Annotated in this window: 20 protein-coding genes; 5 read left to right on the forward strand and 15 right to left on the reverse strand. The window is 43.1% G+C overall.

The features are described from left to right. Positions 1-65: 65 nt before the first annotated feature. From H70737_RS18435 to H70737_RS18455, 5 genes are all read right to left on the reverse strand, one after another. Positions 66-677, reverse strand: a complete 612-nt coding sequence (locus H70737_RS18435) for a ribonuclease HII (RefSeq protein ID WP_042189464.1) — start codon at positions 675-677, stop codon at positions 66-68. 265 nt (positions 678-942) lie between these two features. Next, positions 943-1,803, reverse strand: a complete 861-nt coding sequence (gene ylqF, locus H70737_RS18440; protein WP_042189465.1) for a ribosome biogenesis GTPase YlqF — start codon at positions 1,801-1,803, stop codon at positions 943-945. Positions 1,804-1,832: 29 nt separating this feature from the next. Beyond that, positions 1,833-2,441 carry a signal peptidase I gene (gene lepB / locus H70737_RS18445; protein WP_042189466.1) on the reverse strand — a complete coding sequence of 203 codons (609 nt, stop codon included), beginning with the start codon at positions 2,439-2,441 and terminating at the stop codon, positions 1,833-1,835. Between the two features lie 296 nt (positions 2,442-2,737). Then, the gene (gene rplS, locus H70737_RS18450; RefSeq protein ID WP_042128973.1) at positions 2,738-3,082 is read right to left on the reverse strand and encodes a 50S ribosomal protein L19; all 345 of its coding nucleotides are present in this window, start codon (positions 3,080-3,082) and stop codon (positions 2,738-2,740) included. Positions 3,083-3,229: 147 nt separating this feature from the next. Next, on the reverse strand, positions 3,230-3,520 hold the full coding sequence (locus H70737_RS18455; protein WP_042189467.1) for a hypothetical protein: 291 nt from the start codon (positions 3,518-3,520) through the stop codon (positions 3,230-3,232). 414 nt (positions 3,521-3,934) lie between these two features. Here H70737_RS18455 and H70737_RS18460 point away from each other — a divergent pair, with 414 nt between their 5' ends. Next, a complete protein-coding gene (locus H70737_RS18460) occupies positions 3,935-4,885 on the forward strand; it encodes a hypothetical protein (RefSeq protein WP_042189468.1) in 951 nt (316 codons plus the stop codon). Between the two features lie 57 nt (positions 4,886-4,942). On the opposite strand, the gene H70737_RS18465 is transcribed toward H70737_RS18460, so the two are convergent. After that, positions 4,943-5,170, reverse strand: a complete 228-nt coding sequence (locus tag H70737_RS18465) for a hypothetical protein (RefSeq protein WP_042189469.1) — start codon at positions 5,168-5,170, stop codon at positions 4,943-4,945. Positions 5,171-5,376: 206 nt separating this feature from the next. Here H70737_RS18465 and H70737_RS30785 point away from each other — a divergent pair, with 206 nt between their 5' ends. Then, positions 5,377-5,553 (forward strand): hypothetical protein, encoded by a 177-nt coding sequence (locus H70737_RS30785; RefSeq protein ID WP_156113147.1) that lies wholly within the window; start codon positions 5,377-5,379, stop codon positions 5,551-5,553. A gap of 321 nt (positions 5,554-5,874) precedes the next feature. Here the strand turns inward: H70737_RS30785 and H70737_RS31500 are convergent, their stop codons facing one another. From H70737_RS31500 to H70737_RS18505, 9 genes are all read right to left on the reverse strand, one after another. Then, positions 5,875-6,009 carry a hypothetical protein gene (locus H70737_RS31500; protein WP_256716277.1) on the reverse strand — a complete coding sequence of 45 codons (135 nt, stop codon included), beginning with the start codon at positions 6,007-6,009 and terminating at the stop codon, positions 5,875-5,877. Between the two features lie 221 nt (positions 6,010-6,230). Next, positions 6,231-7,013: a tRNA (guanosine(37)-N1)-methyltransferase TrmD gene (trmD, locus tag H70737_RS18470; protein ID WP_042194150.1), complete on the reverse strand. Its 783-nt coding sequence runs from the start codon at positions 7,011-7,013 to the stop codon at positions 6,231-6,233. Further along, positions 7,013-7,537 (reverse strand): ribosome maturation factor RimM, encoded by a 525-nt coding sequence (gene rimM, locus H70737_RS18475; protein ID WP_042189470.1) that lies wholly within the window; start codon positions 7,535-7,537, stop codon positions 7,013-7,015. Before rimM ends, trmD begins: the two co-directional genes overlap by 1 nt. Before the next feature lie 92 nt (positions 7,538-7,629). Continuing rightward, positions 7,630-7,860 carry a KH domain-containing protein gene (locus H70737_RS18480; RefSeq protein WP_042128982.1) on the reverse strand — a complete coding sequence of 77 codons (231 nt, stop codon included), beginning with the start codon at positions 7,858-7,860 and terminating at the stop codon, positions 7,630-7,632. A gap of 22 nt (positions 7,861-7,882) precedes the next feature. Next, positions 7,883-8,155 (reverse strand): 30S ribosomal protein S16, encoded by a 273-nt coding sequence (gene rpsP / locus H70737_RS18485; protein WP_036688604.1) that lies wholly within the window; start codon positions 8,153-8,155, stop codon positions 7,883-7,885. 47 nt (positions 8,156-8,202) lie between these two features. Beyond that, the gene (gene ffh, locus H70737_RS18490) at positions 8,203-9,588 is read right to left on the reverse strand and encodes a signal recognition particle protein (protein WP_042189471.1); all 1,386 of its coding nucleotides are present in this window, start codon (positions 9,586-9,588) and stop codon (positions 8,203-8,205) included. Positions 9,589-9,608: 20 nt separating this feature from the next. Continuing rightward, positions 9,609-9,965, reverse strand: a complete 357-nt coding sequence (gene ylxM, locus H70737_RS18495) for a YlxM family DNA-binding protein (RefSeq protein WP_042189472.1) — start codon at positions 9,963-9,965, stop codon at positions 9,609-9,611. Between the two features lie 149 nt (positions 9,966-10,114). Further along, positions 10,115-10,762 carry a PAQR family membrane homeostasis protein TrhA gene (trhA, locus tag H70737_RS18500; RefSeq protein ID WP_042189474.1) on the reverse strand — a complete coding sequence of 216 codons (648 nt, stop codon included), beginning with the start codon at positions 10,760-10,762 and terminating at the stop codon, positions 10,115-10,117. 56 nt (positions 10,763-10,818) lie between these two features. After that, on the reverse strand, positions 10,819-12,336 hold the full coding sequence (locus H70737_RS18505; protein ID WP_042189477.1) for a carboxypeptidase M32: 1,518 nt from the start codon (positions 12,334-12,336) through the stop codon (positions 10,819-10,821). A 163-nt stretch (positions 12,337-12,499) separates the two neighbouring features. Here H70737_RS18505 and H70737_RS18510 point away from each other — a divergent pair, with 163 nt between their 5' ends. From H70737_RS18510 to H70737_RS18520, 3 genes are all read left to right on the forward strand, one after another. Then, complete coding sequence (locus H70737_RS18510) at positions 12,500-12,835, forward strand: iron-sulfur cluster biosynthesis family protein (protein WP_042189479.1); 336 nt, start codon at positions 12,500-12,502, stop codon at positions 12,833-12,835. A 21-nt stretch (positions 12,836-12,856) separates the two neighbouring features. Then, positions 12,857-13,417 carry a beta-class carbonic anhydrase gene (locus H70737_RS18515; RefSeq protein ID WP_042189481.1) on the forward strand — a complete coding sequence of 187 codons (561 nt, stop codon included), beginning with the start codon at positions 12,857-12,859 and terminating at the stop codon, positions 13,415-13,417. 201 nt (positions 13,418-13,618) lie between these two features. Beyond that, complete coding sequence (locus H70737_RS18520) at positions 13,619-14,047, forward strand: membrane protein (RefSeq protein WP_042194151.1); 429 nt, start codon at positions 13,619-13,621, stop codon at positions 14,045-14,047. Positions 14,048-14,049 lie beyond the last annotated feature (2 nt).

Raw genomic sequence — 14,049 nt, forward strand, 5'->3', positions numbered from 1 at the left:
CTCCTCCCTCCATTTTCTCTCTTCTTACTATATCGGTATTCATCCTACTTTTTTAAGCATTGCTTCTAGAATAACGTTTGCTGCTCCGCGAGAATCCGCCCAATAAAACTGCGCCGATGCATAGGTGTTGGACCTAGAGCCGTAATTTGTTCCCGGTGAAGCTTGGTCGCGTAACCTTTATGTATCGCAATCCCATAATCAGGGTATAATTCCTCCCACAGACCTTCACACAACCTGTCTCGTGTCACTTTAGCGATAATTGAAGCTGCTGCAATGGACTGACTATTAGCATCTCCTTTAATAATTGCCTGTTGTGGCAAAGGGAGGTCTACCTTTTCAGCATCGATCAGCATATAGTCAGGAGTGTGCTCTAGACTCTCAACCGCCTTTTTCATGGCCAGGCGTGAAGCTTGCTTAATATTAATCTCATCAATGACAGTAGAGTCTACATACCCCACACCCACGGCCAGTGCTTGCTCCATTATAATCTCGTATAAAGCATCTCTCTTTTTAGCTGTAAGTTTTTTGGAATCATTCACTCCATCAATAATAAGCCCCTCTGGCAAAATCACCGCTGCTGCGACGACGTCCCCAAACAAGCAACCTCTTCCTACTTCATCTACGCCTGCTATTCGGCGATAAGACTGTTCCCAGCCTTCTTTTTCATAGGCCAACATATCTAACGAACTCACTAATTTGTCACCGCCAATTATGAATTATTCTATGATCTATATAAGTCAGCTTATCATAGTAAAGCTTACATGGTCATCTTAAAATAGACGTTCCAATTTAATCCATTCCCATAAAATATCCCTAACAAGTGGGGCTTAGCTTGAGGCGTACTCAGGCACTTTGTCGAGGACCCAAAACATAAAAAAAGAGCCTCCGAAATTTCGGATGGCTCTTCCATACCTAGTCCATTAAACGCAGAATTCACACTATTTAAGGCGTTTCCAGCGTAAAGCGTCCAAGCTTACCTGCCCGTAGCTCATGCAACAAGGCCCGCGAAGCTTTTTCCAGATCTACACGTCCACCGCTGATTAGACAACCGCGTTTACGACCCACGGCTTCCATAACAGCCACGATCTCATCTGGATTCTCCAGATCCTCAGGAAGCTTCTCAATGCCAAAGCGTTCTTGAAATCTAGAGCCGTAGTCCTTCACCAAATATTTCACTGCATAAAAGGCGATGTCCTCAATATTCAGGATTTCTTCCTTTATTGCACCTGTTACCGCTAGGCGATAACCTACTTCTTGGTCCTCAAATCTCGGCCACAAAATACCTGGGGTATCCAGAAGCTCCAAGTTGCCGCCTGTCTTAATCCACTGTTGACCCTTGGTTACCCCTGGGCGGTCACCAGTAGCAGCAATACTCTTACCAGCCATCCGGTTAATGAGTGTTGATTTACCGACGTTAGGAATACCAACGATCAATGCACGCATCGCTCGCGGATTCATTCCTTTTGCAATCTGCCGGTCAATCTTCTCTTTTAGCAGTAGCTTGACTTGCTCTGGAATATCCTTTACACCTGTTCCAGTAGATGCATCAACAGGATAAGCAACATGCCCTTGTGCCTTGAAGTACGCCAGCCACTTCCGTGTAATTTCTGGATCTGCCAGATCCGCTTTGTTCAAAATAATCAATCTTGGCTTGTCCCGCAAAATATCGTCAATCATCGGATTGCGGCTGGAAAGCGGCAGACGGGAATCGAGCAATTCTATTACAACATCAATCAGCTTCAGCTTATCCTCGATTTGCCGCCTAGCCTTCGTCATATGACCAGGAAACCATTGAATGGCCATTGCCGTCACCTCCTTTGACTTCTGTCAACTTAATGGTTAATCAGTGAAATATCCTTTATCGGCCAGAAGATTAAATCTGCACGGCCTACAATATCCCCCAGAGGTACATAACCGATCATTCGGCTATCCGTACTATCCGAGCGATTATCCCCCATAACGAACACATGTCCTTCAGGTACAGTACCATCTGGGAACTCTTCATTAGGGAAATCTTTATTATTATACAGAGCGTTGATACTATGCTTTGCATCAATTGCATCTTGGATATAGGTCTCATTAACAACTTCCCCGTTAACTGTAACTACATCCCCTTCTACTTTCACAGTATCTCCAGCGACACCGATTACACGTTTAATAAAATCTCTACCCTCAGATGGCACGTGGAATACTATAACCTCGCCCCGCTGCGGAGATCTAATATCGTACAAAATCTCATTTACGATAACACGTTCACCAGTATGGAAATTAGGCTGCATGGAAGGTCCATCTACAATAAAAGGCTTGAACAAAAGCCAGCGAATCAGAAAAACCAACACTAAAGCAATCGCAATGGCCTTGACCCATTCCAAGACTTCATTTTTAGGTTTACGTGGGTTCTGCGCGCTTGATTCCAAAGTTTCACTTTGTTCCTGCTGCATAGTTCACCGTCCTCTCTTAATACTACTCTTACTATACAACACAAAAAAGCTCCTGCCAAAAACCCCTCCACAGATACTCCTTCAGGAGGCCTTTTCGGAGAAGCTGATCCCCAAGCGTATATGTCGCACGCATTGTATGCCAAGCTAAAACGCCCTCAGCGTCCTTTAAGGCGGGTAAGCGTTTATACGAGAAATATAAGAATAATGTATAACGTGAAACTGATGCTTTCTTATATTTTCATAAAATAATAAAACGAAAGGGGCTTGAATTCAAGCCCCTTTCCTTTGTCACTATTCTAGCGACGAATTTCTTTAATTCTCGCTGCTTTACCACGTAGTTCACGAAGATAATAAAGTTTAGCACGACGCACTTTACCACGACGAGCCACTTCGATTTTCTCGATTTTAGGCGAGTTGATTGGGAATGTTCTTTCCACACCAACACCGTAAGAAATTTTACGAACCGTAAAAGTCTCACTGATTCCACCGCCACGACGTTTGATTACAACGCCTTCGAACAACTGGATACGCTCACGAGTTCCCTCGATTACTTTTACATGCACCTTCAAAGTGTCACCCGGGCGAAAACTCGGGATATCTTTACGAAGTTGCTCTTGCGTAATAGCTTGTAGGATATTCATTAAGGACTTCCTCCTTCCGTACAGGTGTTCTTGCCTCTTCCGGAGAGATCTTTGCTCTCCCTCATTATCCGCAGCGGACCACCGTATTCCACACAACAGAGATAATAATACCATAAAGGACGGGCTAATACAACTTATTTTTTCTATTTAAAGCGGTAGCATATCTCTTTTTTTCGCCTTCGATTGGCAATCTTTACATAGACCAACCACAGTTCCATTATCTTGTGCATAGAAGACTAGCTTTCCATTCTTCTTCTTACAAGAAGAGCAAGGCTGCTCCCCTGGGCTCTGTTTGGCTTTACGATGACTATCCATTGAGATTACATTGCTCTGAGTGGTACGCGGATAATTTTTTGTAGTATTTATTTTCCGTTTCCAGACTAAAAAATATACGCCTGTCAAAACTACTAAGGCAAGCAAAATGGCTACATATTTCATTTGGCTCCCTCCACCCTTCAGGATTTATTAAAGAAAGAAAGTAAAAAGACCGCCCTGTTCTGCAAGTGAGGTAACGGTCTATATCTGTATACAATGTAGCCTTAGCACACCTATGCACTTCTATCCGAAAAAAGCGATTTCCAGTAGCTGCTGAAGGTTCTATATGAGGATTTCCGCGTCCTTTTAAATATGTACCCGTATCGTATTTATTCAGCGAGTGATCTTTCATTTATTTTAGCACAATTAAAAATCGAAGTGTAGTGAACACTTTTGAGACCTAGTCTTTGGTCCAGTATAATAACCCGCCTCCAGCCGTTTTTACAGATAAATTCCATAAGCTATACTTACAGAAGTACATAACGAAATCACATATGCCAGATCACATACACCCATATATGAGGAGGAGTTTTTTCAATGAGGAAAAGGAATAATAATAGTGTATTAGCAGCAGTAGCCGTATTATCTATCGTACTTTTGGCGGGTTGCACTGAATTACCAGGCAGACAATCTGCCAAAAATGAGGTTGAAAAGAGTATTTCTGAGGATGTGCACCAGAACATTGGTGAAGTTGTCAAGCAAGAGCTAGGAAAAGCAGCTGCAACTGTGCAGCAAGCCGTTGAGGAAACAGCAACTAAGGTAGTTGACGAAGTTAAAGCAGACAGCATTAGCAAAGAACTCTCCGTATCGCAAGCGATCGGTTCAGCATCCGTACTTAGCATGGACAATGCAGTAGGAGAAATAGAAGTTACAGCTGTTACAGGAGATCTGATCCATGTAAATGCAACGATCTCAGCCCACAATAGCTCTCTCCATGCGTCTGACCGTCAAAAGATTATGGATGATGCTGAAGTTTTAGTAGAGGTCAGTGGTGATACGTTGAAGGTGTCCACGCATTCCAAATCAAGTCCTAAGAAGGACTTATGGACATGGGCGCAAGACAAATACGGATATTCAGATTTTAGCATAAGCTATAATATAGAGCTCCCCGCCAGCATGAATAAATATAAAATCACAAATAACGTAGGTCAAATTCGTCTTCACAATCTAGAGGGGAATTATCAAATCGTCAGCAACGTTGGAGCGATCAATATTGAAAGAGCTAAAATCACTGGCAAATCCACTGTAGAATCCGATACTGGCAGCATACGAATGGATATAGCAGGGATGAAGAATGATAGCAGCCTAAAAGCCAAAACAGAGGTCGGCAGCCTCAGTGCTGTCTTAGCCGATGGTATGAAATGCAGCTTAGAAGCCAATAGTGATCTCGGGCAAATCAAAGGTGTAGAAGGCGGAAAGACCGATATCAATGGAGGCGGTCCCTTATTGTCCCTAAGCTCAAATATAGGCGCAATTACAGTACAGTAATCAGCAGTAAACAGACCGTCCGGGATAATCGGGCGGTCTGTTTTTGGTTCCTAATGATTAGATTAATGCGATGGCTAGCAGAGTGAATAAACTTAAAGTTAAGATCTGATTTCCGGCAAAAGAATTTCCCCAAAAAGCAGAAGTATGCACAGAACCATTGTCAGTTCTTAAGTAAACATTGTATCTGTCTACATCTGTAATAACGCCTTCATGCTGTCTACCGTCTCTAGTCAGAATCCGCACCCTTCTATCCTTACAACGCAAACAATTATAATAAGCTTCCACTAGTGTACTCCTCCTTGTTCGTAATGATATAATCTATGTGTAGGGGTACAGGTCGGTAACGGCGAACTTACATAGGTCGGACTTTGGGTCAATATTTACTTTTTTCGATCCTTGTATCTTTCGTATTCCTCAAGGCTATAGATAATGTAAGACCTATCTACAACTTGCAGTCCGCAATATCCAATCCATTCGAGGAGGCCAATCTCATGAATGTTGAAAGAAAACAGTTTATTAAAGAAGGCGTACTGCGTATCACCATTTTCGTTATTTTAGCTTCACTTACTTACACCGTTCGCAACTACGCATGGGCTGTTACTGTTCTCGTATGTGTTGCGCTGTACTCACTCCTTACAGGAGTACACAAAATCTTACGAAAAGAATAACATGTGCCTCCACGAACTTTTATAGCAAGCTAAAACGCCTACGGCGTCCTTTTAAGGACGGTAAGCGTTTGTGCGAGAATTATAAGAATAAAGTATATCGTGAAACTTATACTTTCTTATAATTTCAAAAATAACCACTTCTCGCTGAGATGCTAGATCTCATTGGAAAGTGGTTATTTACAGTTTAACCGGAGTAATAGGATTCAAGCTTTGTTACCTTCTAAAAGAATAAAACCATTAGCGACAGCGAACACAAAATTCACTGTATCTAATGGTTTTATTAAGCCTAACAATCAATCCCTAACATTCAATCTTATATGTTCACTCTTTAAATGGCGAATGGGCATTGCGATTTGTATAAAAATCGATAATATCATTCACGGTGCGGAGCGGCTCCGCTTCCTTGTGGATTGTGTCCACGTTAGGCTTGAATTCTTCATGCGTCTTCGTAGTCACTTCAGTTCATTCCCTTCAATAGTTAAGCTTGCTGCGTTATCAGCTGCATATATTAGTGCGGCACCTCTATTCATTACCCTAAAAAGAAGCTTTTAACGCACCAATACTCATATTATTTTGAAAACTATTATTTTATTTGTTCTCAGGTACACATAACAAAAACGCCTCCTCAACGTAAGATACGTTAAAAAGACGTCAAATATACCTGTTTCATTAAATTATCACTCCGGTTTGTCCACATTCCTTAGACGTTCCAGTGTCTTTTTGTCTTTCAATGTAAGTTCTGCAGTCTCAAGCAGGTCCGGTCTGCGTTCCAACGTGCGCAGCAGTGCCTGCTCTCTCCGCCATATGTCGATGTTAGCATGATGACCACTCAGCAAAATATCCGGTACCTTCCAGCCGCGAAACTCGGCAGGACGTGTGTAGTGTGGATATTCTAGCAGTCCAGTGCTGAACGAGTCAGATATCGCAGAGGTTTCATTTCCAAGTGCTCCTGGCTGAAGCCGGACTATGGAATCTATAACCGTCAACGCAGGCAGCTCTCCACCTGTTAGCACGTAATCACCCATTGAAAGTTCATCAGTTACCAGATGCTCACGAATCCGCTCATCATATCCCTCATAATGCCCACATATGAAGATTAGATGCTGCTCTTGCGCCAGTTCCTCTGCAATCTTCTGATTGTAAGTTTTTCCTTGTGGGCACATAAGGATGATACGCGGCTTCACAGAGCCCACCTCATCAGATCGATTGTGATCTTCCTCGTTCGGTGTAATACCAAGCACATGCTCGACTGCATTAAAAATCGGATCAGGCTTGAGCACCATACCCCCGCCACCGCCATACGGTGTATCATCCACACTATTATGCTTATTTCCCGAGAAATCACGGAAGTTCACAGCATTTAAGGAGACGATTCCTTTTTCACGTGCTTTACCAAGAATACTTGTGCTGAATACGCCTTCGCACATTTCTGGAAAGAGCGTAAGCACATCAATTCTCATCATGGCAATAACCCTTCCATCAAATGGACAATAATTCGTTTGGCTTCTATATCCACATTCAGGACTACATCGTTGATTACAGGAATTAGAATGTCTTGTCCTTTTGCAGGCTTAACAACCCATACGTCATTCGCACCAGGCTGCAAGATTTCTGTAATCGTACCGAGTGGTTTGTTTTCATCTTCATCCGTGTATACCTCACAACCGACGATTTGGTGGAAGTAGTATTCGTTCTCAGGGAGATCAACCAGATCATTACTCGGAACCTTCAGGAGGCTTCCTTTATATTTTTCCACTTCATTGATGTTCGTATACCCTTTGAGCTTAACGATGAACATACCCTTGTGCTCACGAGCGGATTCTACAGTTACTTCGAATTTAGAACTGCCATCTGCAGGGATCACCTGCAGCTTCTTACCTGCAGCAAAACGAACATCAGGGAAATCGGTATGGGATAGTACTTTAATCTCCCCGCGAATACCATGCGTATTCACAAGTCTGCCTACGGTTAACTCTTCTGTCATACAACCCTCTCCTTTACAAGCTTCATCTAATCTATATTTGAACAAAAAGGAGCCGGGATATACTATCCCTAGCCCCTCATTGTACGCATCATTTAAGATAAAATATCTACAGTTACGCGTTTATCGCTCTTGACTGCTGCAGATGTGACTACTGTACGGAGCGCCTTAGCGATCCTTCCTTGTTTGCCAATGACCTTTCCAACATCATCAGGATGTACGGACAGTTCATAGACAATTAGGTGATCCTTCTCCACCGCTCGTACCGTCACATCTTCTGGATGATCCACTAAAGCCTTAGCAATTACTCCAACTAATTCTTCCATAGAGGACCCTCGCAATCAGTCATTATTTCTGTTGCTTAAGCTCATGAAACTTCTTCATTACGCCTGCTTTGGAAAGCAAGTTGCGTACTGTATCAGATGCTTGCGCACCTGTTTGAAGCCATTTAAGAGCTTTTTCCTCATCGATCTTAACTACTGCCGGTTGTTCAATCGGATTATAATAACCGATTTCCTCGATAAAACGACCGTCACGAGGGGACCGGGAATCGGAAACCACTACACGATAGAAAGGCGCTTTATGCGCTCCCATTCTTTTCAGACGAATACGTACTGCCACGAAAAATCACCTCCTTATAATAGTTTCGAGATATTAGAACAGCAAGATCATTTAAAAGGGAACTTCATACCTTTTCCACCTAGACCTTTAAGCTGCTTCATCGCATTCTTCTTAGAGGCTTTGCCGCCTCCGCCCATCATGCCTGAGAATTGCTTCATCATCTTACGCATCTCATCAAATTGCTTTATGAGACGGTTGACCTCGGCAACCGAAGTTCCGCTACCAGCAGCAATACGCTTGCGGCGGTTATGGTTGATGATCTCGGGCTGACGCTTTTCCGTCTTAGTCATAGAATGAACTATGGCTTCAACGCGACCCATTTGCTTGTCGTCAACCTTCAAATCCTTAATGCCCTTGGCTTTGTTCATGCCAGGTAGCATGTCAAGAATTTGATCGATCGGGCCAAGCTTCTTCACCTGATCCATTTGCTCAAGGAAATCATCAAACGTAAATTCTGCATTACGCATCTTACGTTCCATTTCCTTTGCTTTATCAGTGTCAATGTTCGCTTGAGCTTTCTCAATCAGCGACAACATGTCACCCATACCCAAAATCCGCGAAGCCATACGTTCCGGATGGAACGGCTCCAATGCGTCAATCTTCTCACCTAGCGCAGCGAATTTGATCGGGCAACCAGTTACGGCTTTGACGGATAGTGCAGCACCACCGCGGCTATCGCCGTCAAGCTTCGTCAATACAACCCCTGTAAGCTCAAGCTGCTTATTAAAGCTCTCAGCTACGTTCACGGCGTCTTGACCGGTCATTGCATCAACTACTAACAGAACTTCATCAGGATTTACAATGTTGTGAATCTGCTTCAGTTCTTCCATCAATTCTTCATCAATGTGCAGGCGGCCTGCAGTATCAATAATTACATAATCAAGTCCGTTATCCTTCGCATGTTGTACAGCTTGTCTGGCAATCTCTACCGGACTAGTCTGGTCACCTAGCGAAAATACTGGAACTTTAATTTGTTCTCCAAGTACTTGAAGCTGTTTGATCGCAGCAGGGCGATAAATATCTGCCGCAACAAGCAATGGACGATGATTGCCCTTCTGTAACAGCTTCGCCAGCTTACCCGAAGTGGTTGTCTTACCCGCCCCTTGTAAACCCGCCATCATAATGACAGTTGGTGGCTTGTTCGACTTGGCCAGCTTCGCTTGGCTTCCGCCCATCAGCTCGGTTAGTTCCTTGTTAACGATGTCGATAATGACCATCCCAGGTGTAAAGCTGTCCATCACTTCTGTGCCAATAGACTTTTCTTTCACCTTAGCCACGAATTCTTTAACTACCTTGAAGTTAACGTCGGCTTCCAGAAGGGCCAACCGTACTTCGCGCATAGCTTCGTTTACGTCATCTTCGGATACTTTACCTTTACCGCGCAGCTTGCTGAACACATTCTGCAATCTTCCGGTTAAACCTTCAAACGCCATATGCAGTTTCTCCCTTCATGCTACTCTAACCTCTGCAAGCGATCCACGATCTCCGCGAACCGAAGTTTATATTGCTCAGGCAGCATCCCATTCGCCGGCAGTCTGCGCAGTTCTTCTAAATATTTGGTACGACTCTCATGCTTCACTAATAAACCAAGTTTTTCTTCATAATTTTCTAGGACTTGCTCCGCCCGTTTAATATGTTCATAAACGGCTTGGCGGCTGATTTCAAATTCAGCGGCAATCTCTCCCAAGGAAAAATCGTCGTGAAAATAATATTTAAGAAACGTTTGCTGCTTATCTGTAAGCAGTCGTTCATAAAAGGCAAAAAGCAGATTGATACGATTCGTTTTCTCGAGCCTATTCTCCTGACTCATTAAGGGCACTCCCTTCGTCAAGGAAAAACACTTTACACCTTCACAACGTCCCTTATGATACCTAAAAGAAAGAGAGATGTCAAGCATTTTTGCTTGTCATCTCTTTCTTTATTAAAAATCCCTTTTTCACGCAATAAATACGCTTGAAATTATTGGATCGGCAGTACATAAATCAATACGGCGAAGAAGTGTGTGACACTACCCGCAAGGACAAATACATGCCAAATCGCATGATGGTATGGAAACCCTCTCCATACATAAAAAACAGTACCTAATGTATAGAGTATACCTCCAGCCATCAGCAGGATCATTCCTCCGTCTGCTACAACAGCCGAAAGAGGGTTCCAAGCGATTACAATCAGCCAGCCCATTGCGATGTAGAATATGGTGGACATGAACAGAAACTTTTTAACAAAAAATGCCTTGAAGAAAACACCGAACACTGCGATTCCCCAAATAACTCCGAACAAACTCCATCCAAGCGTTCCCCGAATGGCGACTAACAAAAAGGGGGTATACGTGCCAGCAATAAACAGATAAATAGCGGAATGATCGAAAAATTCGAACAAATCCTTCGCCTTACCCTCTTTGAGACTATGCACTAGTGTTGAATTCAGATACAGAAGCAGCATTGTTGTTCCATAGATGGAGAAGCTGACCACATGCCATGTCGTTCCTTTCAGACTTGCAAAAACAACAAGCAGAACAAGTGCAGCCACGCTTAATACCGTTCCAATCCCGTGCGTAATCGCATTCGCGACTTCTTCTCTCCGGCTGTAGGTGTGAGTATTTGCCATATCCATATCCTTCCGTCTAAGCTTTCTTTCTATTATACCACGCGTACCCTACTGGATTACAGTTTGTAAATCTCCGTATACTTCGCTTCTAAATAATCAGCTAAATAATCTGGACTCAGTGGTTCCCCCGTTACTTGCTCAATAATTTGTGAAGGCGTTAAGCTATTGCCGAAACGATAGATCTTATCGGTTAGCCACTCTTTAATAGGTAGTAGGTTCCCTGCAGCAATTAACTCATCAAACTCCGGTAACTCTTTGCGAAGTGTATTCAGAATCTGTGCAGCGTACATATTACCTAAGGAGTAGGAAGCAAAGTATCCGAAATCCCCGCCAGACCAATGGACATCTTGCAGCACACCAAGTGCGTTAGAAGGCGGAGTAATACCCAGATACTCTTGATACTTAGCATTCCATACTTGAGGCAAGTCTTTTACAGAAAGGCCTTCATTAAAAATAAGCTTCTCGATCTCATAACGCACGATAATGTGCAGATTGTATGTAAGCTCATCTGCTTCGATGCGGATAAATGAGTTCTCCACGCTGTTGATCGCCCGGTAGAAATCTTCCAACTCCACATTTGCAAGCTGTTCCGGGAATTGTTGTTGAAGATCCCCGTAATAACGTTGCCAGAAAGCCCGGCTGCGTCCGATCATGTTCTCCCATAGTCTCGACTGAGATTCATGAATCCCCATCGATGCACCTTGTGCCAGTGGTGTTCCAACAAAATCCTTGCTGATATTTTGCTCATAAAGCGCATGTCCACCTTCATGTAGTGAGCTGAATATGGCACTAGTCACATTATCAAGCAGATAAGCGGTTGTAATACGAACGTCGCCTGGATTCAATCCTGTTGCAAAAGGATGCACACTCTCATCTAAACGACCTGCGTCAAAATCGTAGCCCATTTGCTCTAAAATAAAGTTGCCGAACTTTTCCTGCTGTTCTTTAGGGAAGATCTGCTGTAAGAAGCTTGTGTCTGGTTTATTGGGCGAAGCAGCGATAGCTTCTACCAATGGCACCAAACGGCTGCGCAGGCGGCTGAATACTCCATCCACTTTTTCTACCGTAAGATCAGGCTCATACATATCAAGAAGCGTATCGTACCGCGTTCCTTTTACACCCCAATAATCGATAAATTCTTGCTTTAGAGCAACTATCTTGCTTAAGTAAGGTTCAAAAGTAGCGAAATCATCATTCTCCTTGGCTTCTTCCCAGATGGTTTGGGAATGTGCGGACAGGACAGCGTACTCCTCAAATCTTTTGGAAGGGATGCTCTTGCTGCGCTCATATTCTTTACGGCAATCGGTAACGATCTTCTTCTGATCATGTGATAGCTGGGAAATCACTTCAGGACGGGTAAAAAATGTTGTAAAATCTCCCATTTCCTCCGAAATTCCGAGTCTGAACAGTTCTCCACTCAGCATCCCAATCGTACCCGAACGAACCTCTACTCCCTTACGTGGCGCACCGGTGCGTAAATCCCAGTGAAGTAATTCTATGGCCTCTGAATATCCACTTATTTTTGATAATAACTCGCTAAATTTCTCCCACTGTTCCTTCACTTGCTGTTCCATTTTATTACACCTGCTTTCTCTGTTTTGCCGACTCCTCTTGATGATACTTTTTTGAATGAGTATAATCAACTTCAGAGATTACATCTCTAATTTAAAATATTCAATGGGTTACATAAGAAGCAGATCTTGCTTCGCACAAAATTCAAAGGAGCGTGAACAGGCTATGATGATTCAAGTTACACCTCTCGCAGAAAGGAAGTTGAAGGAAAGGCTTGAAGATCGGCCAGGATTTTTCAAGCTCTTTTATGATACGGAAGGCTGCGGGTGTGACGGAATTAATGTATTACTGATTGTTTCAGAAGTGGAGGACGGCGATTCCAGGATGGAAAGTGATTCCCTTCCCTTTATCGTAAGCCGTCAGCAGGAAATCTTTTATGAGGACAAGATGCGTCTGGATGCCGAGGAAAGATTCTCTTCCTTTAAGCTAGACAGTGATTCACAGATTTACGGAAAAAATATCCTGGTAAGAGATATGCGTAATGTAAGTACAATTCAGTGATTTTAGGGAGGAAGAATAGCCATGAGCCATGTATCCGATATTATTAACTTTAATAAGAGTTTTGTAGAGAATAAAGAGTATGAAGCGTATTTAACAAGCCGCTATCCAGATAAAAAAATGTTGATTATCACTTGTATGGATACCCGTCTGGTTGAACTATTACCAAAAGCGATGAATTTTAAGAACGGTGATGTCAAAATCATCAAAAATGCCGGAGCGGTTATTTCTCAGCCCTTTGGTAGTGTTATGCGTAGTGTCATGGTTGCGTTATATGAACTTGACGCGGAGGAAGTTATCGTTGTTGGGCACTATGAATGCGGTATGGCTTCCCTCAATGCAGATCATATGATCAATTCCATAAAAGAACGCGGAGTATCCGAAGAGGTGCTAAACACGCTGGAGAATTCCGGGATCAAGCTTACCAAGTGGTTACGCGGGTTTGACAATATCCAAGAAGGGGTATCCCAAACTGTGAATCTGATCAATAAGCATCCATTACTACCCCCAAATGTACCAGTGCATGGCATGATCATCGATCCGGCTACCGGAGCGCTTGAGCTTGTCGTTGATGGGTATAAATGATTTAAGTAACTACCTTCTATCTGCTAATTGCGTGGATCCTGGATCCACGCTTTTTTTCTGATTAAAAAAGTATAAATTATGACAAGCATATACTTTCTTATATTTTAAATAAAAATTGAAACCTAGTAGGACTAGCTGCGTAATACTGAACATGCACACAAATTCATACTCACAGGAGGGTTTTCGTACTAAATGAAACCAATGAAACGCGTAATGATGATTGTAATGGCCTTTACTCTATTTTTCGCCGTAGCTACCCCGAACTTTGTGGATGCGAAGCGAGGTGGTGGCGGTTTTAAATCCGGCACTCGCAGCTATTCAACAACTCCAAAAAAATCAACAACCGATAACGTAAGAAAAAGCGATAGCACTAAAAGCTCCACAGCAGGATCTACTGCGAATACGAAACGGGGATTCTTCAGCGGTGGTGGCTTAATGAAAGGTATGATGATCGGTGGTTTGGCTGGGTTACTGTTCGGCGGAATGTTCGCCGGTATGGGTGCCTTCGGTAACATTCTAGGATTCGTCATTAATATGCTTGCTATCTATGTGCTCGTAATGCTCGTGATGTCCTTCTTCCGTCGCAGAAAAGAACGTCGTCGCTTAGAAGATCAAGGTGGGCGTTACTAATG

The organism is Paenibacillus sp. FSL H7-0737 (assembly GCF_000758545.1).
Classification (GTDB): Bacteria; Bacillota; Bacilli; order Paenibacillales; family Paenibacillaceae; genus Paenibacillus_AQ.

Excerpts from the sequence above, each read along its gene's own strand:
- H70737_RS18435 (WP_042189464.1), bottom strand. The coding sequence starts at position 677 with ATGTTGGCCTATGAAAAAGAAGGCTGGGAACAGTCTTATCGCCGAATA.
- ylqF (WP_042189465.1), bottom strand. The coding sequence starts at position 1,803 with ATGGCCATTCAATGGTTTCCTGGTCATATGACGAAGGCTAGGCGGCAA.
- lepB (WP_042189466.1), bottom strand. The coding sequence starts at position 2,441 with ATGCAGCAGGAACAAAGTGAAACTTTGGAATCAAGCGCGCAGAACCCA.
- rplS (WP_042128973.1), bottom strand. The coding sequence starts at position 3,082 with ATGAATATCCTACAAGCTATTACGCAAGAGCAACTTCGTAAAGATATC.
- H70737_RS18455 (WP_042189467.1), bottom strand. The coding sequence starts at position 3,520 with ATGAAATATGTAGCCATTTTGCTTGCCTTAGTAGTTTTGACAGGCGTA.
- H70737_RS18460 (WP_042189468.1), top strand. The coding sequence starts at position 3,935 with ATGAGGAAAAGGAATAATAATAGTGTATTAGCAGCAGTAGCCGTATTA.
- H70737_RS30785 (WP_156113147.1), top strand. The coding sequence starts at position 5,377 with ATGAATGTTGAAAGAAAACAGTTTATTAAAGAAGGCGTACTGCGTATC.
- trmD (WP_042194150.1), bottom strand. The coding sequence starts at position 7,013 with ATGAGAATTGATGTGCTTACGCTCTTTCCAGAAATGTGCGAAGGCGTA.
- rimM (WP_042189470.1), bottom strand. The coding sequence starts at position 7,537 with ATGACAGAAGAGTTAACCGTAGGCAGACTTGTGAATACGCATGGTATT.
- H70737_RS18480 (WP_042128982.1), bottom strand. The coding sequence starts at position 7,860 with ATGGAAGAATTAGTTGGAGTAATTGCTAAGGCTTTAGTGGATCATCCA.
- ffh (WP_042189471.1), bottom strand. The coding sequence starts at position 9,588 with ATGGCGTTTGAAGGTTTAACCGGAAGATTGCAGAATGTGTTCAGCAAG.
- ylxM (WP_042189472.1), bottom strand. The coding sequence starts at position 9,965 with ATGAGTCAGGAGAATAGGCTCGAGAAAACGAATCGTATCAATCTGCTT.
- trhA (WP_042189474.1), bottom strand. The coding sequence starts at position 10,762 with ATGGCAAATACTCACACCTACAGCCGGAGAGAAGAAGTCGCGAATGCG.
- H70737_RS18505 (WP_042189477.1), bottom strand. The coding sequence starts at position 12,336 with ATGGAACAGCAAGTGAAGGAACAGTGGGAGAAATTTAGCGAGTTATTA.
- H70737_RS18510 (WP_042189479.1), top strand. The coding sequence starts at position 12,500 with ATGATGATTCAAGTTACACCTCTCGCAGAAAGGAAGTTGAAGGAAAGG.
- H70737_RS18515 (WP_042189481.1), top strand. The coding sequence starts at position 12,857 with ATGAGCCATGTATCCGATATTATTAACTTTAATAAGAGTTTTGTAGAG.
- H70737_RS18520 (WP_042194151.1), top strand. The coding sequence starts at position 13,619 with ATGAAACGCGTAATGATGATTGTAATGGCCTTTACTCTATTTTTCGCC.